At 42.7% G+C, this 24,358-nt stretch carries 19 protein-coding genes and 1 tRNA gene; 12 read left to right on the plus strand and 8 right to left on the minus strand.

Features of this window, described 5'->3' with window-relative positions; all coding sequences use genetic code 11:
* The 3 genes from HRU23_19190 to HRU23_19200 form a co-directional block, all read left to right on the plus strand.
* A partial coding sequence (locus HRU23_19190; GenBank protein NRA56273.1) for a type II secretion system F family protein occupies positions 1-598 on the plus strand: 598 nt, incomplete at its 5' end.
* 398 nt (positions 599-996) lie between these two features.
* The gene (locus HRU23_19195) at positions 997-1,923 is read left to right on the plus strand and encodes a type II secretion system protein (GenBank protein ID NRA56274.1); all 927 of its coding nucleotides are present in this window, start codon (positions 997-999) and stop codon (positions 1,921-1,923) included.
* A 7-nt stretch (positions 1,924-1,930) separates the two neighbouring features.
* Positions 1,931-2,932, plus strand: a complete 1,002-nt coding sequence (locus tag HRU23_19200; protein ID NRA56275.1) for a prepilin-type N-terminal cleavage/methylation domain-containing protein — start codon at positions 1,931-1,933, stop codon at positions 2,930-2,932.
* A gap of 430 nt (positions 2,933-3,362) precedes the next feature.
* On the opposite strand, the gene HRU23_19205 is transcribed toward HRU23_19200, so the two are convergent.
* Positions 3,363-4,895 (minus strand): c-type cytochrome, encoded by a 1,533-nt coding sequence (locus tag HRU23_19205; GenBank protein NRA56276.1) that lies wholly within the window; start codon positions 4,893-4,895, stop codon positions 3,363-3,365.
* A 2-nt stretch (positions 4,896-4,897) separates the two neighbouring features.
* The gene (locus HRU23_19210) at positions 4,898-5,449 is read right to left on the minus strand and encodes a hypothetical protein (protein NRA56277.1); all 552 of its coding nucleotides are present in this window, start codon (positions 5,447-5,449) and stop codon (positions 4,898-4,900) included.
* A gap of 720 nt (positions 5,450-6,169) precedes the next feature.
* On the opposite strand from HRU23_19210, the gene HRU23_19215 reads away from it, so the two are divergent.
* The 4 genes from HRU23_19215 to HRU23_19230 are packed head-to-tail and all read left to right on the plus strand — an operon-like array spanning position 6,170 to position 11,304.
* Complete coding sequence (locus tag HRU23_19215) at positions 6,170-7,084, plus strand: AAA family ATPase (protein NRA56278.1); 915 nt, start codon at positions 6,170-6,172, stop codon at positions 7,082-7,084.
* A complete protein-coding gene (locus HRU23_19220; protein ID NRA56279.1) occupies positions 7,081-7,983 on the plus strand; it encodes a DUF58 domain-containing protein in 903 nt (300 codons plus the stop codon). The genes HRU23_19215 and HRU23_19220 overlap by 4 nt, the downstream gene beginning before the upstream one ends.
* The gene (locus HRU23_19225; protein NRA56280.1) at positions 7,980-10,079 is read left to right on the plus strand and encodes a DUF3488 domain-containing transglutaminase family protein; all 2,100 of its coding nucleotides are present in this window, start codon (positions 7,980-7,982) and stop codon (positions 10,077-10,079) included. The genes HRU23_19220 and HRU23_19225 overlap by 4 nt, the downstream gene beginning before the upstream one ends.
* Entirely contained in the window at positions 10,048-11,304 is a 1,257-nt protein-coding gene (locus HRU23_19230; protein NRA56281.1) for an FTR1 family iron permease, read from the plus strand. The genes HRU23_19225 and HRU23_19230 overlap by 32 nt, the downstream gene beginning before the upstream one ends.
* 107 nt (positions 11,305-11,411) lie before the next feature.
* On the opposite strand, the gene HRU23_19235 is transcribed toward HRU23_19230, so the two are convergent.
* Positions 11,412-11,502, minus strand: a tRNA-Ser gene (locus HRU23_19235).
* 221 nt (positions 11,503-11,723) lie between these two features.
* Between HRU23_19235 and HRU23_19240 the strand changes: the two genes are divergently transcribed.
* The 5 genes from HRU23_19240 to HRU23_19260 all read left to right on the plus strand — a co-directional run bounded on the left by HRU23_19240 (position 11,724) and on the right by HRU23_19260 (position 13,824).
* On the plus strand, positions 11,724-12,383 hold the full coding sequence (locus tag HRU23_19240; GenBank protein NRA56282.1) for a Bax inhibitor-1/YccA family protein: 660 nt from the start codon (positions 11,724-11,726) through the stop codon (positions 12,381-12,383).
* 71 nt (positions 12,384-12,454) lie between these two features.
* Positions 12,455-12,844 carry a sulfurtransferase complex subunit TusD gene (gene tusD / locus HRU23_19245; GenBank protein NRA56283.1) on the plus strand — a complete coding sequence of 130 codons (390 nt, stop codon included), beginning with the start codon at positions 12,455-12,457 and terminating at the stop codon, positions 12,842-12,844.
* A gap of 8 nt (positions 12,845-12,852) precedes the next feature.
* Positions 12,853-13,209 (plus strand): sulfurtransferase complex subunit TusC, encoded by a 357-nt coding sequence (tusC, locus tag HRU23_19250; GenBank protein ID NRA56284.1) that lies wholly within the window; start codon positions 12,853-12,855, stop codon positions 13,207-13,209.
* The gene (gene dsrH / locus HRU23_19255) at positions 13,209-13,472 is read left to right on the plus strand and encodes a sulfurtransferase complex subunit TusB (protein NRA56285.1); all 264 of its coding nucleotides are present in this window, start codon (positions 13,209-13,211) and stop codon (positions 13,470-13,472) included. The genes tusC and dsrH overlap by 1 nt, the downstream gene beginning before the upstream one ends.
* A 25-nt stretch (positions 13,473-13,497) precedes the next feature.
* The gene (locus HRU23_19260) at positions 13,498-13,824 is read left to right on the plus strand and encodes a TusE/DsrC/DsvC family sulfur relay protein (GenBank protein NRA56286.1); all 327 of its coding nucleotides are present in this window, start codon (positions 13,498-13,500) and stop codon (positions 13,822-13,824) included.
* A gap of 117 nt (positions 13,825-13,941) precedes the next feature.
* Here the strand turns inward: HRU23_19260 and HRU23_19265 are convergent, their stop codons facing one another.
* From HRU23_19265 to purL, 5 genes are all read right to left on the minus strand, one after another.
* On the minus strand, positions 13,942-15,810 hold the full coding sequence (locus tag HRU23_19265; protein ID NRA56287.1) for a SurA N-terminal domain-containing protein: 1,869 nt from the start codon (positions 15,808-15,810) through the stop codon (positions 13,942-13,944).
* A 228-nt stretch (positions 15,811-16,038) separates the two neighbouring features.
* Entirely contained in the window at positions 16,039-16,314 is a 276-nt protein-coding gene (locus tag HRU23_19270) for an HU family DNA-binding protein (GenBank protein ID NRA56288.1), read from the minus strand.
* Positions 16,315-16,540: 226 nt separating this feature from the next.
* Positions 16,541-18,919, minus strand: coding sequence for an endopeptidase La (gene lon, locus HRU23_19275; GenBank protein NRA56289.1), 2,379 nt, complete (start codon positions 18,917-18,919; stop codon positions 16,541-16,543).
* Between the two features lie 202 nt (positions 18,920-19,121).
* Positions 19,122-19,964 (minus strand): isopenicillin N synthase family oxygenase, encoded by an 843-nt coding sequence (locus tag HRU23_19280; protein NRA56290.1) that lies wholly within the window; start codon positions 19,962-19,964, stop codon positions 19,122-19,124.
* 281 nt (positions 19,965-20,245) lie between these two features.
* On the minus strand, positions 20,246-24,130 hold the full coding sequence (purL, locus tag HRU23_19285) for a phosphoribosylformylglycinamidine synthase (protein NRA56291.1): 3,885 nt from the start codon (positions 24,128-24,130) through the stop codon (positions 20,246-20,248).
* Positions 24,131-24,358 lie beyond the last annotated feature (228 nt).

Raw genomic sequence — 24,358 nt, forward strand, 5'->3', positions numbered from 1 at the left:
ACAATTACCAGCATCAACACAGGCGATGATGGATGGCTCAAAATTCATGGTCGACAATGGCGTGGTTATTTTTTCAACCCTTGGTGGCGGCTTGTTCCTTATTTTGGCTTTTTATACCACCGTTCGCGGCAAAGACTTAATCGATCGTGTACTCATTCGCACCCCTTTAATTGGCAGCTCAATTAAGTCATCGGCAATGGCACAAACCGGCATGACCATGGCGCTGTTGCTGCGTTCGGGCCTTACGGTATTAGAAACCTTAAAAGTTATTGCTTACATCATGCCTAATACCAGCATGTCGCGTTGCTTTACCAAAGCTGGCAAACAAATTTTGGCCGGCCAAAGCTTAGCGGTTGGACTAGACCAACCGTTAATTCCGTTAATGGTTAAACACATGGCGGGCATTGGTGAAAAGTCTGGTGAACTCGATCAGGTGATGGACGAACTGGGCAATTATTACCAGGCCCGCACCGAAGCGCGCTTAAAGGCGATGATCGCGATGATCGAACCGGCAATGACGGTATTAATCGGCGGCTTGGTTGGCTTTGTTTATTACGCGTTTTTTAAAGCAATGATGCAGGTATCGGCAGGTGGATAAAGCAATGAGTACTGCGATGTCATATTAAGTGTGACTAGCCATAGAATTCAGCGAATGTTTGATGTGCTAAATATATCATCTTTCAATTGAGCCTAGGCGTAAGCACACCAGTTACTTTTCTTTGCTTCGCCAAAGAAAAGTAACCAAAAGAAAGGCGACCCGCCGTTTAGTTGCTATCTCTCTATCAATGTCTGTCTTAACGGAACCGATTTCAATGCGCATCCTGCGCGGAAATCTAAAAATTCATCCCTGAATTTTTCTCCTAACAGTCATTGATAGAGAGGCAACTAAAAGCGGGAACTTGGTGGTCGTTGCTAGCTTTGATTAAAGGTTCAATTAATTGATATTTAGTAATATAAACACAGACCAAACTAACTAAAACATAACCAATGAGTAAAGTGACAACTAAACCAATGTATCTAAATAAACGTATCAGCCAACGTGCCAAACAAACGGGGTTTACCTTAATTGAGTTACTCGTAGTGGTATCGATTTTAGCCGCCCTCGCAGGCATGACATCAGTGGCAGTTGATACCTACCATCGCGATGCTCAAGAAACTATTACCCACGTTGAAATGACCCGGATCAGCAATGCGATTAAACGCTTTAAGATTGATACGGGTTATTGGCCGCGTAAGGGACCGTTTAGTTATGATACAACGCATACTGAAACCTCAGACTCTTGGCCTGCTAACTTTAGTATTAATAGATATCGTGATCAGTATTTCAATGATCCTGCCAATTTTTGGTGGCTGTTTTATCAGCCCACTAAGTACATTGGTCAATGGAAAGTCGGCACGCTTAACGACAAAGTTAGAGATCCTGATAACGGTGCCACAACAGAACTTTGGAAGTGGGATATGGATAGTAAAATGGGTTGGCATGGCCCTTATCTCGATTTTCCTGCGGTAAAGCAGGTAATAAAAGATCAAGTAGTTTCTGACGGTTGCAGCACTATGGATACCGCCACCCTCAATGCTTCAGCGATTAGACCCCACTCTCATTATCCACACAGCATCACCAAACGCATGCCCGGTTTAGTCGATCGCTTTGAGCAAAACAGAGCGACAGTCACAGGTGAAGATTATTGTGTGATCCATCAGCTAGAATCGGCTGATTTTAAAGTGGTAGAGCATTCAGGATCACCTTATTTATACCGTACTGACTACCCCGAGAATAGTTTTTGCAACAACAGTTATGGTTGTATTGCCTTGCAAAGTTTTGGTTCAAATGGCATTGACGAAAGTGATGAGTCGGGATTGACAGAAGATGAAATAAAAAAAATTGACGATATCGTTTTCATTCTAGAAATAAATAAATCATAGAGCAGTTATGAAAAAATTAATCCACAAAAAATACTCCGGCTTCACCCTACTAGAATTAGTTGTGGTAGTCGCCGTGATGGGAATGATCTCCACCATGGCGATGGAAGTCTACACCAACAACAGCAACCAACAACGCTATGATTTAACTAAACAACGCCTAGCAGAAATAAAATTTGCGATTATTGGTGACCCGATGATGCGAGTCGGCAGCCAAGCTGTGTTAAGTGGGTTTTTTAATGATATGAAGAGGTTGCCTTACACGCTTTCTGAATTAATCTATCAATGTAGAACAAACTTAAATGTTGGCATACCTGCTAATAAAGATAATTGTGATTTAGCTTTAGGAGAGATCTGGGAAGAGAAATGGGACGGTCCTTATCTCAATAATATTCAATCAAATGGTAATGATTTAGTTTTTCGTGATGCCTGGGGCAACAACTCTGATGATGGCAACTTTGGCTGGAATTATGCTGGCTCGGCAGAACCAGTACCACCTACTCTCCCAACAGATCACTTATGGATACAAAGTTTAGGACTTGACCGTATATTAACAACAATAACGAGCGATACTAACAAATACGAAATTGATAGGCCTTCACCTAATAATCACTTAATTAACAAATTTGAACTAATAAATTTCAAAAAAATGATAGGCCTTGCTTCCCAATCTGTATTTATTCCTATGGTAAACAAAAAAACAGACACTATAGCTGCTTACTTTTGTCTATCTATAAAAACAGAAAGTGGGAGCCCGAGCAAAGTTTACTATTCCGAAAATCATCCGGTAAATTTAGAGCAAAACTATGCCAAGCTCATAAATTTTTCAAAATTTTCAGAGTCTGATATTCCATTAACTAACGCAATACCGAACGGAAATTATATATACGAAATATACAAAATAGAGCTCACAACAACCGATTGTAAAGATAAAGAGCCTTCAAATACAAATCCAAATACACTATTTATAAAACAAAATGGTTTTTTTGCCACATTAAAAATATTTAACTAAAAAGTTAGTTCCCGATAAGATAAAAAGGGACAGGCACGAAAATTTGTTTGATCTACTAAAAATTACGGTGTTTTTATATTATTGAACTAAGCTTGTAAGCGTGTTTTATTTATCGGGGTTTTGATGATGACTCGCGCTCGCCACAGTTTAATTGACCTAAGTGCCACGTCTTATTATCACGTGATTAATCGTTGTATTAAACGCTCCTATTTGTGCGGAGAAGATAAATACAGTGGCAAAAATTATGAGCATCGGCGGCAGTGGCTGATTGACAGAATCAAAAGACTTTCCACCATATTTTCAATAGATATTGCCGCCTATGCCATCATCACATAACATTATCATCTGGTGGTGCACTTGCATGTTGAATTCGGGCCCTTTTAACTAAAAGTATCGCTCGTTAACATCAATAGCCTGTCATTTAACAGCTTTACAAATTATTGATAAACGTCAGCATTAATTGACGATCTTCTTTACTAAGCTTAGTGTATTTTTTCTGGGCATTTTCAGCCTCACCACCATGCCATAAAATGGCTTCTTGAACATTACGAGCACGGCCATCGTGCAGAAAGTTGGTGTGACCATTAACGGCTTCTGTAACACCTATGCCCCATAACGGCGATGTACGCCACTCTTGCGCGGTCGCTTCAAAGTCTGGGCGCCCAGATAACCCTTTGCCCATGTCATGCAACAACAAATCACTGTAAGGACGAATAAGCTGGTTTTCTAGTCGAGATATTTCATGCTTACCAGTCTTAACTACCGATTTATGACAGCCAGCACAACCGGCTTCGTGGAACAACTGCTCGCCCTTTTGCACTTGTGGATCGTCCATATTTCGGCGGTAAACGACGCCAAGTAGCTGGAGATAAGTAGTAACGTCCCGCAACTGAGCCGGGCTAAGTTCAAAGTCCAAACTATCAACGGCATTGAGACAACTAATTTGTTCCGGTTCGCAATTCTGGCGAGCTTTATGGGTTTTGCTTTGATCATCATAACGATACAGGAATAGCTCATTGTTAACGCCCATGTCGTTATAAGCCGCTGCAGCTGATTGCTGCCGTACGTCAAACGCATTGGCTTTCCATGAAAAACGACCCATCACTTTACCACCACGTTCAAGGTCCCATACATAGTTAGGACGACCAGAAATACCATCACCATCGGCATCGTCTGGATCTGACCATGCCAGTAATGTCGCTTGAGGAATAGCTTCTAACAATCCTAAACCGTGCACTGGCGGTGCCATCCTAAGTTCAAAAATAGCATCATCGGGCATTGGGCCGTAAGCAAGGTCGGTTAACAGAAACTCAGGACGGCGCAATGAGTAGGTTTCACCATCAGGAAATTGACCTGCGGTTTCAAGCCAGTTTATTCGCACGGTTGCTTCTGGCTTAACGCCGTCGATGGCACGGTCTCCTATTTGGTGACCATAACCTTTAGGACTTAACGACTCACCGTAAGGACCGGTACCAGGAATTGAAACCCGAACAAACCCACCGTCAAGTGCTTCATGTGGACCCGCCGGCGGTTTAGCACGGCCATCACCAACGTGACAACTTTCACAAGCATTATGATTAAATATTGGCCCTAAGCCATCGGCATTATAACTAAAGCCGGGGCGTTGAGCTGGGGCAAAAGGACGTTCGAAAATGCCATCGCCGCGGTCAAATGCCGCTGACAACCCCCATGACAAATTGGGTGCTTCTTGTTCAAATGCCTTGTCTTTAGAATGAAAATGCGTGAGATCGCCCGCGCTTAAACTGGCCGCTAACTCTCGCGTTAAGTAACTCATATCGGCATCACCATAACCCGTGTACGGCATGTAAATAGAGATATATATTTGTCGGGCTAATACCGCCACGCTAATCAACAGCACCAACAAACCGAGATAAAAAGCATTAATAAAAGTTGTTGGCTTTGGCTCGACTAACTCTGAGGTTTGATTAGATTCCGTGTTCATTGTTATTTCCCTACCGTGATATATGAGCCATCACCAAGGTAGGTCTTTTGCTTGCGGGTAAGTACAAATCTTAATAATGTTAGCAGCGTACCAAACACGCTAAGCCAAACAGCATAACCTAGTAATAGGGTTAAATAAGTTGATTCGGTTTCGATCCAAACACTAAAGAAAAAGTAGCTATACCATGAGCCGCCCGCAAAAATGGGCCCAAGCCACATCGAAATTTTTCGGTATTGCATAGCAATGGCATTAACCACGATAACGCCAAATATAGTTAGCCGAATTAACAGCTCAGGATTATCAGTCCAATAAATGTAATTATTGACGTGATAATGATAGATACACATTGTAATTTCAGAGCTCATCACCAATACCATGCCAACTCGCAGAACAGTATAAACAATGTGCATCATCGCATTTTGTGATGCATCAGTATGCCCTTTAGCCACGACATAAAAATAAAATGTCATAGCAATGGTCGACACACCTAAACACAAACCAACGGTATAATTCCTAAATAATTGAGCAAGAAACAACACTTCTATCTCTGTCATGATTACAACTCTAATTGATTAAGTTAACAAAATCATATCTTAACGTCATTAAGCTAAAATGTGAATACAAACCATTATCATTTATGTGTTTTGTTGTTAACATTCTAAAAAACGACATATTAGTTTCAAATCTAGCCTGGTTCGTTTTGTTATTGCGCCTTGTCTAAATTAATTTTCTCCACGCACAACAAGATCATAAATTTAGTGGAATTGGTATTATTTTAGATTTTGATACTTGCGGTTAAGATGTGTTTTTTCTACACACCCAATTGATAACAATAATCATTGCTGTTATTATTTGCCGGATTTTTGTAATAGGTTGAATTACCAGTTATTAATTTTGTGTGTTACTGACAACCCATTTCAGGTCGCTTGTTGTAATGCTGTTGCTTAAGTTGAGATGTTGAGCACAGTGTTTTGCCCTATTTATGGAGTCAAATAATGAACACTACTCAATCCCTTGATCACCTTCCTGTTCTTAAAAATTCAGGGGATCTCTTAGATACCACCACACCGGCAATATTGCCAATCCCAACACTCTAAAACTAATTATTGAATCAACAAAGCACAATTTCTGGCCCGTAAACAACCCGGTTTCTAATTGTGTTATTGAGCTTATTTGAGCCTCATAATCCAAATCGCAATGAATTAATACCTGAAAAGGTCTAAAAAAGGACGCTAATTGTGACTGCAAAACTATCTCCCGTTGAGAACCTCGGCATACGTAATGAATTAAGCGACGTATACGAGCAGTTAAACCACCTGATACTAGGCAAATCAACACAAGTAAAATTATCGCTAACTTGCCTTTTGGCTAACGGCCATTTGTTGATTGATGATCTACCAGGAATGGGAAAAACCGTGTTGTCTAATTCCTTGGCTAAAGTATTGGGTTTGGAGTATAAGCGGGTTCAATTCACCAATGATTTACTGCCAGCTGATTTACTGGGTGCTTCGATCTATGAAAAAGAAAAGTCGGCTTTTCGTTTCATTCCAGGACCCGTGTTTAGCCAGTTATTGCTTGCTGATGAAATTAACCGTGCTTCACCCAAAACTCAGAGTGCGTTACTAGAAGCGATGGAGGAACAACAAGTAAGTTTAGAGGGAGAAACTCGCCCATTACCTAGTCCTTTTTTTGTCATTGCTACACAAAATCCGTTAGAGCAAATTGGCACATCAGCTTTGCCTGAAAGTCAGTTAGACCGATTTATGATGCGTATTCACATGGGGTACCCTTGCCGCTCTGCGGAAATAGAGATTTTATCTGGCAAAAGTCGACGGCAGCTGCTTGAAAACCAGCAGCCTATGCTCACGACCGCTCAACTTATAGCATTTCAACAAGCCGCTGCTAAAGTCGTTTGTTCCGAGCATGTACTAAGTTACTTATATGAATTACTTTTATTTACACGCCAGTCGACAATGTTTATCAATGGCATTTCAACCCGTGGTGGCTTAGCAATACTGCATGCGGCAAAGGCATGGGCTTGGTTAGAAAACGCTGATACGTTAATGCCTCAACATATTCAGGCGGTATTCTCGGCGGTTGCGGGGCACCGTTTACAGCCTAGGCAAGGAGGTTCTGGTTCTGAATCTATTGGCGATATTATTCTAAAGCAGGTTGCGATTCCGCGATGAAAGACCATCAAAAATCAGCTTTCAAGTCGGTATTTAGGGTTTCACTAACCCTCAATGGCTTAGGTATGCTGTGTTCTGTGCTAGTACTGTTTTTATTTGGCGTCAATTACAACAGTAATTTATTGTTTACGCTGTGTTTTATTTTTGTTGGCGTCATGATTGTCTGTTTTTGGCTCAATATTATTAATATTAAGGCGCTTAGCGGGCTAAACGTCAATGTTGAGCCCGTCCATGCGGGCCAATCGCTTGACTTTAAAATTGATGTGATCGACCAAGCAAAGCGAGATCACCTTGACCTTTCAGCCAACGGCAAACCAGTAGCCGACGTTAACTGCAAACAGCAACAGCAATGGTTACTTAACGATATCACGGGTAAACGTGGTTTACATAAGGCTTCAATATTAAGAATTAGCAGTCGCTGGCCGTTAGGATTTTTTGATAGTGCACGAAATTTAATGGAACTACCTGCGGTGGTGATTTATCCCGAAGCTGTCGCGCCCTGCTCGCCACGACATGCTGTTGAAGGTAACGAAGCTCATCTGCATAACGATGCAGACTCTTTAGTCGGATTAAAAGAGTATCAAGCCGGTGATAATGCCCGGCGTATTGACTGGCGTGCCATGGCGCGACTTGATCAGTTGCAAGTTAAGTTATTTGATGGCGGCTCTGGTGATGCTTCGGTATGGCTTGACTGGAATGACACCATAGACATGAACTACGAGCAGCGGATCAGCAGCTTATGCCGTTGGATAATTGATTATCACCAGCAAGGTACCGAATTTGGTTTGCGATTGCCTGACTTTAACGCCGGACCAGCCAATAGCTACAGCCATTTACACCAGTGTTTATATCAGTTATCTATGATGCCTCTTCAGGCCAGTTCTGAGGAAAGCCCATGAACATTAAGATAAGTAATCTTAAGCTTAAGTTTCTTGGCGTGATGGCCTTGCTCGTTTATGCCCTGCTACCGCTCCTAAGCTCATTGTCATGGGAGCAATCGCTGATTGTTGTGCTGGCGCTGATATTAGGTCCACTGCTGCAAAGCTCCATTTTTTCCTTAAACACCCAAACATCACGCTTGCTGCAATTAGTGATAACCATGGGCTTATTATTAACCGCTGCTTTATCATTTTATATTCGTGGTGCCCCTTGGTTTACTGGCGATAATTTTGTCGGGGCTTTTGTGATTATTTTGGCGCTAAAGTGGCTAGAAAGTCATCAGGTTCGAGATCTTTATTTGGTACTTTATGGTGCTTTAATTCTTAGCGCTGTTAGCAGCAGGTATTTAAGTGGGCTGGCGGTAGTGACTTACTTGATATTTGGAGTATTGCTGTTTTTAACCGCCTTACATGGCCTTGAAAGCAGAAAACGCTTATCACCACGTTCGAGCTTATTTGCACTAAAATTATTTACTCTGGCATTGCCATTAACAGCCATGTTGTTTGTAACTTTTCCTCGGATTCAAGGACCCTTATGGGATTTAGGGATAGTCATAGGCCTGCCGATATCATTAATGGTTGATCAAAACGACCGAGAAAAAGGCATTAAAGGAACACTAAGGGCTGGCCAAGTTTCCCGCTTGAAGCAAAGCGATGCCCCGGTGTTAGTCGCAGAGTTTCAGAATGCAACACCTTATAAAAGCCGTTTATATTGGCGAGGCCCAGTATTTGACCATTATGACGGTACGCAGTGGAGCCTAGATGATGGCTGGGATAACCGTTCAAAATTACTCAAACGAGCGTTCAAAGGAAAAGATAGCTTAGAGAAAACCCTCACGGCTAAATCTGAGTTAGTCAGTTATCAAGCCCGAGTATCTCCTAATAACAGCCGTTTTCTTTACGCATTAGATATGCCAGTTGGCCGTAGCACTGAAAGCTTTATCTCGGAAGATTTTCAGATGTTAGGCATTAGAAAGTTATTTACCGAGTTTAACTACGGGCAAAAGGCTTGGCTTGAATATAGCGGTGGCCGCCCGCTAAACAAAGCACAACGCAACAAATATACCGCGCTACCTCAAGATTCAAATCCAAGGTTAGTGGCTTGGGGGCAGCAGTTATTATCGCAATATCCAACGGCCGAGCAGCGTATACAGGCTCTGCGTATTCATTTGGCTACAGGAGGTTATATCCTCACCCTAACTCCTGAGATAAAAGAATACACCAATAGTCTCGATGAATTTTTCTTTGACCGTAAAGAAGGTGGCATAGAACATTTAGCCAGTACTACGGCTATAGTACTGCGCGCAGCTGGTGTACCGACTCGACTAGTTTCAGGTTATCGTGGTGGCAGTCTGATTGCCTTAACCAACTTTATTGTCGTTCGTCAGGCTAATGCCCATGTTTGGGTTGAAGCCTGGGATGATAAAAGCGGTTGGTCACGGATAGAAGCAAAAGATTTTGTATCGCCGCCAGTTGATAAAAAACCAGCGACTAAAACGAAAACTGTGGCACAGCCAAAACCTAGCACAGTAGCAGCCGCAGAATCGGCAGCAACACCAAAGAAAGCTGCAATTAAGGCGTCTGTTAAGAAAAATCCCCCGCAACGCGATCGTGGAATAGGCTGGCTCAATTCATTGGGCTCTGGCATTGAAACTTGGATTTTCAATTACAATCCCGACCGCCAAATTGAATTGATGCATAAAACGGGTTTTACCAACATAGACTGGAAAAGCTTATTGGCGCTGGCCACGTTGGGCTTGTTGCTGTTGTTTGTTTTATACGGGCTAGTCATCAATATAAAACGCGAACCACAAGATCCCGTTGTTAAAGCATTTGAGCGCCTCAACCAAGCGCTGAAAAAACGTGAGCTGCACTGTTTAGCGCATGAGTGCCCCAATCATTGGCTAGTACGGCTACAAACAACGGACCCTCAGCTTTACCCTGCGCTTGAAGTGGTTATTAATCAATATATCGATATTCGTTATCGAGGCACGTTAAATGCAAATCAGATTAAGGAGTTAAATCGTGATATCAAACGTTTATCAGCTATGTTGTAGCAGCTTAACCATAACTTGGGATAAAACAACAAGAACGGTCAGTCTAACCTCAGCTATTATGCTGCTGATGCTCAGTTTAACTGCGACATCAGCCATAGCTGCGACAGATTATCCGGCGGTGATGAGCGCGGTGATTGAATTGGGCGACGAAACAAGTAATACCTATGATCCGGCTCAATCACTTACTTATGGCGACCGTTTTTCTAAACTATATTTCGGAGGTTTTGAAGGCCAGGGACTTGAGTTTGCCGTGGGACAAGCCGATCAGCAAGCGATGATCGACATCGAAATTGGTTTTGGTGTGTTAATAAATTCGGCAGTTAACGGCAAGAGCAAAAGCGCAGTTCAGGACCAATGGCAGAAATTAAGAGAAAAGCTGGTTAATGTGCCAATGATTGAAAACAAAAACGCTAGCTTTTGGTCTATCGCGATACAGTCTTTATTAATTTTACTTAGAGAAGGGGTAGAAGCTCTATTGGTCGTTGCCGCCCTGATTGCTTACCTGCGTAAAGCCGGCGCGGTAGACAAAGTACCATTTATTTGGTGTGGTGTGATAGCGGCTTTGCTGGCTAGCATCGTCACAGCTTGGGTGCTGCAAAGTATTATTAGCCATAGTGGTGCGGCAAAAGAGGCGCTTGAGGGTGCCACCATGTTGCTGGCTGGGATATTACTCAGTTATGTTAGTTTTTGGTTGTTTTCGCGGCGAGAAATGCAGCAATGGCAAGGCTTTATTCATAATAAACTTGGCGACGCAGTTAATGGCGGTAACCTATTTGCCATAATCTCTGTCGCATTTTTTGCCGTTTACCGTGAAGGGGCCGAGACTATCTTGTTCTATCAAGCATTAGTTGCCGATGTTGACGGCGCTATGGAGCCTATTGCAGCAGGATTTGGTATAGCGTTACTTTTATTAGCAGTGATCTATTTCCTTATTTTTCAGCTTTCGGTTCGATTACCACTAAAACAATTTTTTACCGGGACAGCAAGTTTACTCTATGCACTGTCAGTTATTTTTGCTGGTAAAGCGGTATTGGAATTACAGATCGCAGGTTGGTTATCAAGCTCGTATCTCGAGTGGCTGCCAAGTATCGGCTGGTTAGGTATTTTTCCAAGCATTGAGTCTATTTCACTACAGCTGATATTCCTTGTAATACCTGTTGTTATATATTTCACTTATTCAGTGAAAAAACAAGCTGAAGACGAAAGGTTAGTGGCGCACGAATGAGGATTTGAACCCTATCTTAGGAGCTGTGCTATAAACCCGCAGTCTTGATAGACTCCTAAACAGCAAAAAGCCGCTTACTCTTTCGAATAAACGGCTTTTCTAAATAATGGCGGAGAGATAGGGATTTGAACCCTAGATGGGCTATAAACCCATGCCGGTTTTCAAGACCGGTGCATTCGACCACTCTGCCATCTCTCCAGCGAGGCGTATAATATAGCAATATTAGATGAATGCAAGCCTCAAAATAACTATTTCAATAAAACGAAACTAATTGGTCAAATTTACGTCGAATAGCTTAAGTAACTCTGTCATATTATGACAATTTGCATCTTGTGTTATAGTAGCAATGAGTTAATACTATTGGTGTCTATACTTACATCATGCGAAAGTATTTTAAATTATAACTACGGAGTAAATCTATGGAACACCGCACGGCATATAGCGCCAGTAATGAATCGGCCCTGTCGATTAACAAAGTTCTGCGTAACACCTATTCACTGTTAGCGATGACGTTAACTTTCAGTGCAGTTACCGCATTCATTAGTTTCCAAATCAATTTAGGCACCATTGGCTATTTCGGCTTTTTAATCGCTGGTTTCATTAGCCTATTTATTGTTCACAAAAAAGCTGACACCGCCGCTGGCCTTTTTTGGACCTTCGTATTTACCGGTTGCATGGGCATGGCCTTAGGTCCAATCCTAAGTCATTATTTAGCCCTTAGTAACGGTACAGAGATTGTAATGCAAGCTCTTGGCGGCACCGCACTTATTTTCTTTGGTTTGTCTGCTTACGCATTAACCACTAAGAAAGACTTCTCGTTCCTTAATGGTTTCTTGTTTGTTGGTATGATGGTTGTTGTTGTTGCAATGATTGCTAACATTTTCTTGGCTATTCCTGCGATGAGCTTAGCCATTAGCGCAGCAGTAGTGATGTTGATGTCTGGATTTATCTTGTTTGATACCAGCCGCATCATTAACGGTGGCGAAACTAACTATATTCGCGCAACTGTTTCTTTGTATTTAAACATCTACAACATCTTTATTCACCTACTTGCCCTACTTGGCTTTTCAGATGATTAATGGTTAGAAAAAACGTATAATCAAAACTCCGCTATCGCGGAGTTTTTTTTTGCTTTATACCAAGGTTCATAATGCCCCAAAGTTTTGTACTTATTGTCAATAGTGACCCGCAAAGCCAAGGCGCCCATAGTGCGTTAAAGTTTGCCACTGCGCTGCTCGAGTCGGGTCAAATTCTCACTCAAGTCTTTTTTTATCAAGCCGGTATCTATGCAAGTAATCGTCTAAATAGCCCTGCTAGTGACGAGACTAATTTATTGGTGCAATGGCAGCAGTTGCATCAAGCTCATCAAGTTGAGCTTATTACCTGCGTTGCGGCATCATTACGTCGTGGTGTGGTTGATCCTGACTTATCCCAGCAGCAACAGCTAACCAGTGATAATCTAGCGGCAGGCTTTCGCCTTGGTGGCCTTGGCGAGTTTGTAACCAGCTCAGCCAAAGCCGATAAACTGATTCAATTTTAGGAGCTCTGATGAAAAATTTAGCTGTTATCAATTCATCCGCGCCTTATGGCACCAGTAATTACCGAGAATCTATCGATCTGCTGTTGGCTAATGCTAGCTATGACCGCCCCGTTGCGTTGTTTTTTGTCGGTGATGGATTATATCAATTGCTCAAGGACCAAGCCCCTGCAAGTAATGGGGCTAAAGACATCAGCAAGATGTTTGGTTTACTCGGCTTGTACGATATCGAAGATATTTACTTTTGTCAGCAATCACTCACTGAGCGCAATCTCGACCCACAGAGTTTGTTGATTGTAGGCGAAGTATTAACGCCCCAGCAGTGGTTTGCCCAATTAGCACGTTACGATCAAGTGGTGAATTTCTAATGATGTTATTGATCCTGACTAAAAGCCCATTTATAAAAGCGTTGCCCGGACCTATTGAGCACGCCAGCATTATTTTAACCCAGGACGCGGTTATCGCAGCTACGCTACCTTTACCACTGACCGATTATCATAAAATTTATGCCTTAGCCGATGATTTAACAGCCCGCGGATTAACCAACCAGGTTAATGACACAATCGAAATTATTAGCTACGCTCAGTTCGTAGCACTTACTTTAACGCATCAGCCCCTTGTAAACTGGTAACAACAGAAGATAAAGCATGTCAGCAATTAATTATCAAGGCATCGAGTATGCCGTCGACAAACACGACTATCTACTCAATTTAGATGATTGGAGTCAAGAACTAGCCATTCATATTGCTTCGCTTGAAAGCATTACAATGACTGAGGAGCACTGGGAAGTTGTGTTATTCATTCGTCAATTTTATATCGAGTTTAATACCAGCCCTGCAGTTCGCATGCTGGTAAAAGCTGTGGCTAAGAAATACGGACCGGAAAAAGGTAATAGCCGTTATTTATATGGTTTATTCCCTAAAGGCCCCGCGAAGCAGGCGACCCGAATTGCTGGTTTACCCAAGCCGGCCAAATGTATTTAACGTAATTGGTATAATCGATATAACAGCGGTTGCACTAAATCGCAGACAAAAAAAATCCCGCTCAGTTAAACGAGCGGGATTTTTATTACTTATAATTTAACGTTATACTCTATCGTCTTATGACGCAGGGTAAGTAACGCTTCCTTCAAGTCTTAACGATTGGATAAATGAACGATAATTAGTGTCAGACTGTAAACGCTGTAACCTTGTTAATACATTTGGTAACTGTGCTGTTAAATCTGTCGCTTCGCTAACACCGGTTAACGATACAATCGCTTGACCGTTTGTTGTCGTCACTAAGATATTAGCAAATTTACCATCGGCAGGTTTAGCTAAACTAAAGGCTGCTTTAACAATAGCTGGGTCGATATCACGAGACTGACGAGAAAGGGCTGATTGTTGACTAACAGCTTGGTCCGCTACTTCTTTACCTTCATTCCAACTGGCTAAGAATTGTTGAGCCGTCGTTTTAATTAACTCAGCAGATTTTTGATACGCTAATATACTGGTGATTTGTGCTGACACATCGCTTTGTGGCTTGATTTCGCTTGGTTGGTGCTCTTTCAGACGAATAACGATATGGTGTTCTGGTGTCACTTCGATAACATCAGAGTTAACCGCGTCAACTAACACTGCCTCAGAGAATGCACTGGTAACAACGGCTGCGAAATTCACTGTTGCTGGCACGTTTGCACGTGAAAACAGCTCTGTTTCTTTCACTGTAGCGCCAATACTACTAGCGGCTTCATCTAAGCTTTCAGGTATTTCAAAACTTAAATCAGCCAGTTGCTGCTGCGCTTCATAAAATAATTCTTTCGCTTCAGCCTGTTCCAGTTGTAAACGAATAGCATCTGTAACTTGAGCTAATGGTGTCGTCGTTTGTGGTTCAAGATCTGTCACTTTGATGACATGATAACCGAACTCTGATTTTACCAGTGGTGATACCTGCCCTTTCGTGAGTGCAAATGCAGCACGTTCAAATTCAGGATCCATCACACCTGGTTCGATCCAGTCCAGATCACCACCGTTTTCGCCACTAAAGCTATCATCTGATAACTCTTTAGCTAATTGTGCAAACTCTGCGCCAGCGTTAAGCTTATCAAGTACAGATTGTGCTTTTGCTTTATCAGCCGCATCGTCACTAGAAGTCGCGATTAAGATATGTGATACCTTACGACGTGCATCAGTTTGATACTGGGTAATGTTTTCTTCATAGGCCGCTTGAATCGCGTCATCGTTAACGCTAACTTGATCCATTAGATCGGCTACTTTCAATTCAACATATTGTAAACTAACTAGTTCCTGAGTTTTAAACTGACCATTGTTTAGTTCATAATAATCACTAATTTGTTGTTCTGAAATATCGATGTCATGATTGAAATCTTGTGTCTTTAATTCTATATAACGAATATCACGCAGCTGTTGCTCTAATGTCGCTGTCGCAAGACTTTCATTTTCTAGGACAAAGTCAGTTCCAATCACGGCAGTCATTAATTGCTGACGAGTCATGTCTAGGCGAAGTTTTTCGCGGAACTGCTCAACACGATAACCGGCGCGACGAATTAAACTTAAATAACGATCGTTGTCAAATTGACCGTCAACTTGAAATTCAGGCATGGCAACAATGGCTTGTTTAATTTCGTCATTGCCCACTCTCAAGCCCATTTTTTGAGCCATCTGTTCAATTAACTGATCAGCAACTAATCGCTCAAGCACGCCTTGACGGATCCGAGCCATATAGGCATCGTCAGATGAAATTGCTTGAAACATTTCGCCAAATTGGTTTTGCAAGCGAGAACGTTCTTGCTGAAATTGTTGCTCTAGTTCAGCCGAACTGATTTCGACGCCATTAACAACTGCTGCGGGTACTGCGGTGCTGCTGCCTAAATAGCTACCAATACCTGCGAGGGCAAATGATAAAATCACAACACCAAGAATTGATTTGGCAACAATCCCTTGCGAACCATCACGTATTTTTTCTAACATTTGAGCCTCTTCCTACTTATTTTATCCATTTAACTTTTAACCAGTTTGCCAGCTATATTTTGGCGCATTGAACAGCCATCGGTTCAATTAAACGGGTCAAAAAACATTTAATAACAACGGAATATATTACCAGTAAAATCTAGTGTAAGCCATCTAAAACCCTGGTTTTAGATATGCAAAAAGCCGCTTTAATAGCGGCTTTTTCTTAGCTGATTGAAGTTATCAATCTTAGCTATTTACTGCATCTTTAAGAGCTTTACCGGCTTTAAAAGCTGGTACATTAGCCGCTGCAATTTTAATTTCAGCACCCGTTTGTGGGTTACGGCCAGTGCGAGCTGCACGTTGGCGAACTTCGAACGTTCCAAAACCAACTAGAGAAACTTTATCGTCTTCTTTTAATGCGCCAGTAACTGCGTCGATGAAAGAGTCCAGTGCACGGCCAGCTGCCGCTTTAGAGATATCTGCACCACTTGCAATTTGGTCAATTAGTTCCGATTTATTCATGTTATCCCCTTCAATTTTTCTTGTTACAGCAGCTTAATTTCCTGAGCTGTGTCTTTATATTATTAGGTAAATAAAATTCACCTAGCTTAAAAAAGTGTCCGTTCTGTCCTGAATACAGCCAAGCTATATCAAGCTATAGCAGGTTATCAGAGCAATTCGACAGAAGCTAGGCTACCACAATTTTTACTATTTAAAACTACTTTTTTAGCTATTTGGTGTTTTTTATCTATTTATTCTGCATTTCTGTTGTATTTTGAGCACTTTGTACCGAAAAACCTTGTGGATCATGCTCTAACGCCAGTGTTAATACCTCATCAATCCAACGAACAGGGAAAATTTCCAAGTCGCCGATGACATTTGCCGGAATTTCTTCAAGGTCTCTTTCATTCTCAAATGGGATTAAAACGCGTTTAATTCCACCACGATGGGCTGCTAATAGTTTCTCTTTTAAGCCACCAATCGGCAATACTTCACCGCGCAAGGTAATTTCACCTGTCATGGCGACATCAGCACGCACCGGATTACCGGTTAAACTAGAAACTAAGGCGGTACACATTGCGATGCCAGCACTCGGGCCATCTTTAGGCGTAGCGCCTTCGGGCACATGCACATGAATATCGCGTTTTTCGTAGAAATCAGAATTAATCCGCAGCTTATCTGCACGCGAGCGCACCACCGTCATCGCTGCTTGAATTGATTCTTTCATGACATCACCAAGCGAACCGGTGTAGTTGAGTTTGCCTTTACCAATCACAGATGCTGTCTCAATGGTCAGTAGCTCGCCACCAACTTCGGTCCATGCTAGGCCAATAACTTGACCAATCTGACTTTTTTCACCGGCTTTGCCATAATCAAAACGTTGAACACCCAAGAATTCATTCAGGTTTTCACCGTCAACAATAACTTTGCCTGTGACTTTCTTAAGTAAAATTCTCTTGACCGCTTTACGACAAATTTTTGATATTTCACGCTCTAACGAACGAACTCCGGCCTCACGAGTATAATAACGAATAATACCCATAATCGCGCTTTCGGTTATTTCGATTTCTGTGCTTTTTAGGCCGTTACGTTCAATTTGTTTTTGCAATAAATGTTTAATGGCGATATTAAGTTTTTCATCTTCGGTGTAACCCGATAATCGGATTACTTCCATGCGGTCAAGCAAAGGGCCTGGAATGTTCATTGAGTTAGACGTCGCGACAAACATTACATCTGACAAATCATAATCGACTTCAAGATAGTGATCATTAAAGCTATTGTTTTGCTCTGGATCCAACACTTCAAGTAAGGCAGAAGCGGGGTCACCACGCATATCTGACGCCATTTTGTCGATTTCATCAAGCAAGAATAGTGGGTTTTTAACCCCAACTTTTGCCATTTTCTGGATTATTTTGCCTGGCATCGAACCAATATAAGTTCGTCGATGACCTCTAATTTCGGCTTCATCACGTACGCCACCTAGCGCCATTCGCACATAGTGACGACCTGTCGCTTTAGCAATAGACTGTCCTAATGAAGTTTTACCAACCCCTGGAGGACCGACCAAACATAAAATGGGTCCTTTTAATTGACGTACTCGCGACTGTACTGCTAAATACTCTAAAATACGTTCTTTAACTTTGTCTAAGCCGTAATGGTCGGTATTAAGAACCACTTCTGCCTTAGTTAAGTCTTTCTTAACCTTGCTGCGTTTTTTCCAGGGTACTGATAACATCCAGTCAATATAACTGCGTACCACGGTTGCTTCAGCCGACATCGGCGACATCATTTTAAGTTTTTGTAGTTCAGCTTCAGTTTTCTTTCTGCCCTCTGCGGTCATGCCAGAGTCTTTAATTTTTTGTGCCAGCTCTTCCATTTCATCTGGTGTGTCGTCTAACTCACCAATTTCTTTTTGAATCGCTTTCATTTGCTCATTGAGGTAATACTCACGTTGCGATTTTTCCATTTGCTTTTTAACCCGAGAACGGATTTTCTTTTCCATATGCAGCAAGTCAATTTCTGACTCCATCATGGTTAGCAAATATTCCAAACGCTCGTTGACCCCTTCTAGCTCAATGACTTTTTGCTTGTCTTCAAGGCTTAAGGTCATATGAGCGGCCATGGTGTCGGCTAAACGAGCTGCATCTTCAATGCCAGCAAGCGAAGTCAGAACCTCAGGCGGAATTTTTTTATTGAGCTTAATGTAAGCATCAAACTGGCTTACCGCGGTGCGAATTAAGACTTCCTGTTCCAAATCGTCGAGCGCCTGAGTCACAATATACTGAGCATCGGCACTGATTAGGTCGTCTTCATTATATAATTTATTGATCCGGGCACGTTGGTTACCTTCAACGAGTACTTTTACGGTACCGTCTGGCAATTTTAATAGTTGCAAGATAGTTGCAACTGTACCGACCTGATAAATTTCGTCTAATTCTGGTTCATCAACATCAGCATCTTTTTGCGCGACTAATAAAATTAATTTGTCTTGCTCCATTGCGGTCTCTAAGCAACGAATGGATTTTTCGCGCCCGACAAACAGTGGGATAACCATGTGGGGATACACGACAACGTCGCGTAAAGGTAGTACTGGGATATTGATGCGTTCTAAGCGCTCTAATGGCATAATTCGCCCTCTTACTTGGGATCGACAAACAGTTATCATTCTTATATTGGGATCAATAACTAAACTTCAATCGCCTTGGATAAAAATAGCTCATATTTATTATTTACAGCGCGGCACCGTTACACAAGTACTTTTTCATAAGTCACAAAAAAAAGACGCAAAAATGCGTCTTTTTTAATCAATTCAGGGTTTTTTGCTTAATTTATGGCTTTACGCCTAATTCTCGTAACCGTTCATCGAGGTAGCTGCCAGCAGTGTAACGCTCAGATAATACTACTTCAGGGTTCGGATGTAAGAATAATGGTAACGAAATACGCGACTTTTCGCTGCGCTCACCGCTCGGGTTAATCACGCGATGAATCGTTGATGGGAAATAACCACAAGAAGCTTCTTGCAACATATCACCAATGTTAATAATGATATTACCAAAATCACAAGGTACATCGACCCAAGTGCCATCTTTGGCGATAACTTGTAAACCAGGCTCATTGGCCGCAGGTAAAATTGTTAGCAAGTTAATATCACCGTGAGCGGCGGCTCTGATTGCGCCAGGCTCTTCAGCGCCCGTCATTGGCGGGTAATGTAAAATACGCAACAAGGTGCCATCGCTGTCTTGGATCATCGACGGCAACGATTGGCTGTAATTTTTAGCAATGTCGCTCGGAGTATGAGTTTCAACCCAACCCAATAACTCTTGTGCTAGTTCATTGGCTAACGCGTAATATTCCATGATTTGCGCTTGCAGGTGCTGTGGCATCTTGCCCCAAGGGTAAACATGAAAGTATTCTTTAATATCTTTAATGTTGTTGCCTTTGGCTACTTCAGAGACTGATGCTGGGAAAAAGCCATCTTGAGTTTTTGGATCAAACAAAAATTCATCTTTAGCATCGCTCAAAAAAAACTGATACCAAGACTCATAAATCGCCTCAACTTTTTCTTTGGCAATCGGGTGGTTGGTCAAAACTCCAAAACCGGTGTTATGCAAAGATTCAACAAAGCGCTCTGGCGCGTCGCTCGCGGTATAGTCAACAGTTAAAACGTTCATAGATTATTTTCTTATCTTAAGTTAATTAATCGATACCATCATCAGGTGACCAGCTCTAGTTAGCTTAGTGGCACTGGGATATTTTCGGTTAAATTGTACGTTTTGCTGAGGTAGATTTATATCACAGCCGATTAATATTAGCTGCCATTGTTATATTTTGCGGTGCCGATCACAATTATCTAACAAAACAAAAAAACCACCTTAACGGTGGCTTTGAATGCGTGTTGGACTGGTTTCAGTCTGTGTAAGGTTTACTTAATGCAAACCTTACAACAAATTGATTAACCGATATTAACTCGCGCATTACGGAACATCCGCATCCACGGGCTATCTTCTTGCCACTCGTCAGGACGCCATGAGTTGGCAACGGCTCTAAAGACTCGTTCAGGATGAGGCATCATAATGGTGACACGTCCATCGTTAGTCGTTAAGCCGGTAATGCCGGCAACCGAACCGTTCGGGTTCGCTGGGTATTGCTCAGTTACTTGGCCGTGGTTATCAACAAACTTCAACGCAACCGTGCCACTATTTAAAGCAGCGTCAATAGCTTGCTGATCTTTAAATTCAGCATGACCTTCGCCGTGAGATACCGCAATTGGCATCCGTGAACCTGCCATGCCATCAAAGAATACTGATGGGCTCTTTTGCACTTCAACCAAACTAAAGCGCGCTTCAAAACGCTCAGATTTGTTCTGCACAAAATGCGGCCACAAATCAGCACCAGGAATAAGCTCTTTTAGGTTAGACAACATCTGACAACCGTTACAGACACCTAACGAAAAGGTATCTTGACGGGTAAAGAAGTCACTAAATTGACTGCGCGCCAATTCGTTGAACAAAATTGATTTAGCCCAACCTTCGCCTGCACCTAATACGTCACCGTAAGAGAAACCACCACAAGCGACCAAACCATTAAATTGCTCTAATGATACTCGACCCGACAATATGTCAGACATGTGCACATCAATCGCGTTAAAGCCGGCGCGATTAAATGCCGCACCCATTTCAACATGCGAGTTAACACCCTGCTCTCGTAAAATAGCCATTTGCGGCTTAGCACCGGTTAATATAAACGGTGCCGCAACGTCTTTGTTTAAATCAAAGCTTAAATTAACGTTCAAGCCTGGATTATTATCATCAAGCTTGGTCGCTAGTTCTTGCTCAGCGCAGCTTGGGTTGTCACGCAGTTTTTGCATTTCATAACTGGTTGACGACCAAAGTTTGCGTAAATCACGACGATTAGCACTAAATACCGCTTGGCCATTAGCAACAATGGTCACCGCGTTATCAGCAGTAACAGTACCAATAACCTGACTAACGTCACTCAAGCCATGTTTGGCCAGCGCTTGATTAACCAAATCTAAATCAGCGGTTTTAACTTGAATCACTGCGCCAAGCTCTTCATTAAACAATTGAGCCAACAAATCTTTATCGCTGGTCAGTGCTAACTTAACCCCAGTATTACCAGCAAAGGCCATTTCAGTCACCGTGGTAAATAAGCCACCGTCTGAACGGTCATGGTAAGCCAGTAACTTGCCTTGAGCCAATAATGCCTGTACAGCATCGAACATGCCTTTGAGCAAAGCAGGACTGTCGACATCTGGCGTCTCTTTGCCAAGTTGCTTATAAACTTGTGCCAAGACACTGCCGCCTAAACGGTTTTGGCCTGCGCCTAAGTCAATCAGCAATAACACCGTATCACCTTGATCAGTACGTAGCTGTGGCGTTAGGGTATTACGAACATCGGTCACAACGGCAAAGGCGGTCATCACTAATGACAGTGGTGAGGTTACTGTTTTATCTTCACCGTCTTGCTGCCACTGAGTTTTCATCGACATTGAGTCTTTGCCCACTGGAATAGTGATGCCAAGGGCTGGACAAAGTTCTTCACCAATCGCCTTAACCGCTTCGTATAAACCCGCATCTTCGCCAGGGTGACCCGCAGCCGACATCCAGTTAGCTGACATTTGCAATTGGCTTAATTCGCCAATTTGCGCGCTCGCGATGTTAGTTATCGATTCTGCTACTGCCATTCGCGCTGATGCGCCAAAGTTTAACAATGCAATCGGGCTACGTTCGCCCATCGCCATTGCTTCACCGGCGTAAGTATCATAACTTGCCGCCGTTACCGCGCAGTTAGCGACAGGTACCTGCCATGGGCCAACCATTTGGTCACGCGCAACTAAACCAGTCACAGTACGGTCACCAATCGTGATTAAGAAACCCTTATCAGCAACGGTTGGTAAACTTAATACCCGCGTTACCGCATCATCAAGGCTAACATCGGTCAAATCTAATGCTTGACCAGCGGTGACTTGGGTTGTCGCATCGCGATGCATTTTAGGTGGCTTACCTAATAAAACATCAAGCGGCATATCGATTGGCTGATTGTCAAAGTGACTATCTGTTAACGACAAATGCGCTTCTTCAGTTGCTTCACCAACCACTGCAAACGGCGCACGTTCTCGCAAACAAATTGCTTCGAACTGTGCTAGTTTTTCGACTGGCACTGCCATAACATAACGTTCTTGTGATTCATTACACCAAATTTCGTGTGGCGCCATGCCTGGTTCATCGTTTGGTACGTTACGCAGTTCAAACTTACCACCACGACCACCGTCATTGACAAGTTCTGGGAATGCATTTGAAATACCACCCGCGCCAACGTCATGGATAAAGGCAATAGGATTGTCTTCGCCAAGCTGCCAACAACGGTCAATCACTTCCTGACAACGACGTTCTATTTCAGGGTTTTCACGTTGAACCGAAGCGAAATCGAGGTTTTCTGCTGACTGACCAGAAGCCATCGATGAAGCTGCGCCGCCACCAAGCCCAATATTCATCGCGGGTCCACCCAACACGATTAACTTAGCGCCAACAGGGATCTCACCTTTTTGCACGTGCTGGTCACGGATATTGCCCAGACCACCAGCGATCATGATTGGTTTGTGGTAACCACGAACTTCAAGGCCGTTATGTGACACAACTTGCTCTTCATACGTTCTAAAATAACCACAAATTGCGGGACGGCCAAATTCATTATTAAATGCCGCACCGCCCAATGGGCCTTCGGTCATAATATCAAGGGCCGAAACAATGCGACTAGGCTTGCCAAAATCTGTTTCCCACGGCTGCAGCGCCCCTGGAATGCGTAAATTAGAAACGGTATAACCGGTTAAGCCTGCTTTTGGCTTCGATCCACGCCCCGTTGCACCTTCATCACGAATTTCACCGCCATTGCCCGTTGCTGCGCCAGGAAATGGTGAAATGGCCGTTGGGTGGTTATGGGTTTCAACCTTCATTAAGATATGAATATCTTCTTGGTTGTATTCATATTCACAGGTTTCGGGATTAGGAAAGAAACGACCGGCTTTTGAACCCACCATCACTGACGCATTATCTTTATAAGCAGACAATACGTTTTCAGGATGGGTTTCATAGGTGTTTTTAATCATCTTAAATAATGATTTTGGTTGATCAACGCCGTCGATTGTCCAATCAGCGTTAAAGATCTTATGGCGACAGTGCTCTGAGTTCGCCTGAGCAAACATCATTAGTTCAATGTCATTAGGATTACGGTTTAGCTCGATAAACGCATCGACTAAATAGTCAATCTCATCATCGGCTAGGGCCAAGCCTAATTCGACGTTAGCTTTCACTAAGGCATCACGACCGCCGCTGAGAATATCGATCGCGGTCATTTCACTTGGAGTCGCGGTAACAAACAGTGCCTGAGCGTCTGTTAGTTCGCCACACACAACTTCCATCATGCGGTCATGAACTAATCCGCTGATTTGTTGCCATTGCTCAGCTGATAATTCACCTTCAATGTAATAAGCAATACCACGTTCAAGTCGTTTAACCTGAGTTAAACCACAGTTATTAGCTATGTCCGTCGCTTTAGAAGACCATGGCGAAATAGTGCCAGGGCGCGGAGTCACTAACAGCAGTTTACCCGCTGGCTGATGCTCGGTTATGGTTGGACCATAAGTGAGTAGTTTATTTAGCTTTTCCAATTCAGCAGCAGATAATTCTGCCGATAAATCAGCAAAATGAACAAATTCTGCGTAAATGTTGGTTACACCTAGCGCCAGCTCGTTGCTGGTCGCCAATAATTTGTTAACACGAAATTCTGATAGGGCCGGGGCACCACGGAGGATTTCCATAGGATTAATCACCAATTTAAAGTAGATAGGCTAAAATTCCGCGCCATTATAAGTGAAACAGGTCACAAAATTAACTATTTTATGGCTTTTTATTAGATTGCATTTCACAGAACTATAAAATAGTGCATTTTACGTACCTTAGCACCGACCAACCTTAATGAGTGCGATGTCCCCTGTTCATCGTTTATTGATATTGGTTGTTACTATTGTTCAATGGTTGGTTCTGAT

Source organism: Gammaproteobacteria bacterium, assembly GCA_013214945.1.
Lineage (GTDB): Bacteria > Pseudomonadota > Gammaproteobacteria > Enterobacterales > Psychrobiaceae > Psychrobium.